Genomic DNA, 1,457 nt, shown 5'->3' with positions numbered 1-1,457 from the left:
GAGCGCGTTCTGACGACGGCTGCGCGCGAGTTGCGCGACCGCATCGAGGAAGTGCCTGGCGTGCTGGAAGGCTCGCTGCAGGGCGCCCGCGACGATCTCGTCGAAGTCGTCATCGATCCGATGAAACTGTCGTCATACGGGCTGCAGCTCGAGCAGCTGATCGGTGCGGTCGGCGATTCCAACAGTCTTGTCGCCGCCGGCAACATCGAAGGGTCCGAGGGCAAATACGCCGTCAAGGTGCCGTCGCTGATCGAAACGCCACAGGACGTGGCGGCGCTTCCGATCGTCGCCGGCCCCAATGCCGTGGTGCAGGCCCAGGATATCGCCACCGTCCGTTCCACCTTCAAGGACGCCGAGACGGTGACCCGTCTCGACGGCAAGCCGGCGATCGCCATCGAGGTGAAGAAGCGCATCGGCTCCAACCTGATCGACACGATCGCCCAGGTGAGGGCCGTGTCCGATGCCTTCATAAAGACCATGCCGGAAGGCATGCACGTCACCTACACGCAGGACAAATCGGTCTTCGTCAACCAGTTGCTCGGCGATCTGCAGAACCACGTCATGATCGCCGTGATCCTGGTGTTCATCGTCATTCTCTACGCGCTGTCGGGCCGCGCCTCGCTGCTGATCGGCCTCGCCATTCCATCATCCTTCCTGATCGGCATCCTGCTGTTGGCCATGATGGGCTACACGATCAACATGATCGTGCTGTTCAGCCTCATCCTGGCGGTCGGCATGCTGGTCGACGACGCCATCATCGTCACCGAATTCGCCGAGCGGCGGATGAGCGAAGGCATGCCTAAGGCAGAGGCGTTCGCGCTTGCCGCCAAGCGCATGGCCGGTCCGGTCATCGCCGCGACGATGACGCGCATCGCCGCCTTTTCGCCGCTGCTGTTCTGGCCAGGCATCATCGGCGACTTCATGAAATACATGCCGATCACGCTGATCGTCACGCTCTCGGCCTCGATGCTCTATGCACTGGTCTTTGCACCGGCGCTGGGCGCCTTGTTCGCCAAGGCGCCGCCGCATCACGAGAGCGACAACCGCGACGGCTGGTACATGGCGGTGGTCAAGCAGGCGGTGCGCTTTCCCATCACCGTGCTTCTGCTCACCGTCGGCCTTTTGTTCGGTGTCGGCTTTGCCTATTCGAAATACGGCGCCGGCGTCGAGTTCTTCCCGAATGTCGAGCCTGACTACGGCCTGCTCTATGTGCACGCCCGCGGCAACCTTTCGCTCGCCGAAATGGATGCCGCCACAACGACCGCGGAAAACCGGCTTCTCGGCTGGCCGGGCGTGAAATCGGTCTATACCCGTGTCGGCAAGACGCAAGGCGGCGGCCAGGACATTCCTGAAGACGTGGTCGGCGTGATCCAGTACGAGTTCGTCGACTGGCGCGAGCGCAAATCGGCGAACGCCATCCTGGACGAACTGCGCGGCGTCATGGCCGGCATTCCCGG

1 protein-coding gene is annotated in these 1,457 nt (G+C 63.0%); it reads left to right on the top strand.

The window, feature by feature from the left end; translation table 11 throughout:
* On the top strand, positions 1-1,457 hold a 1,457-nt coding region (locus AC0L17_RS34365), incomplete at both ends, for an efflux RND transporter permease subunit (RefSeq protein ID WP_473518973.1).

It is taken from the genome of Mesorhizobium sp. WSM4829 (assembly GCF_055811475.1).
The sequence above is the reverse complement of the archived record's forward strand: the minus strand, read 5'-3'. Positions and strand labels throughout refer to the sequence as shown.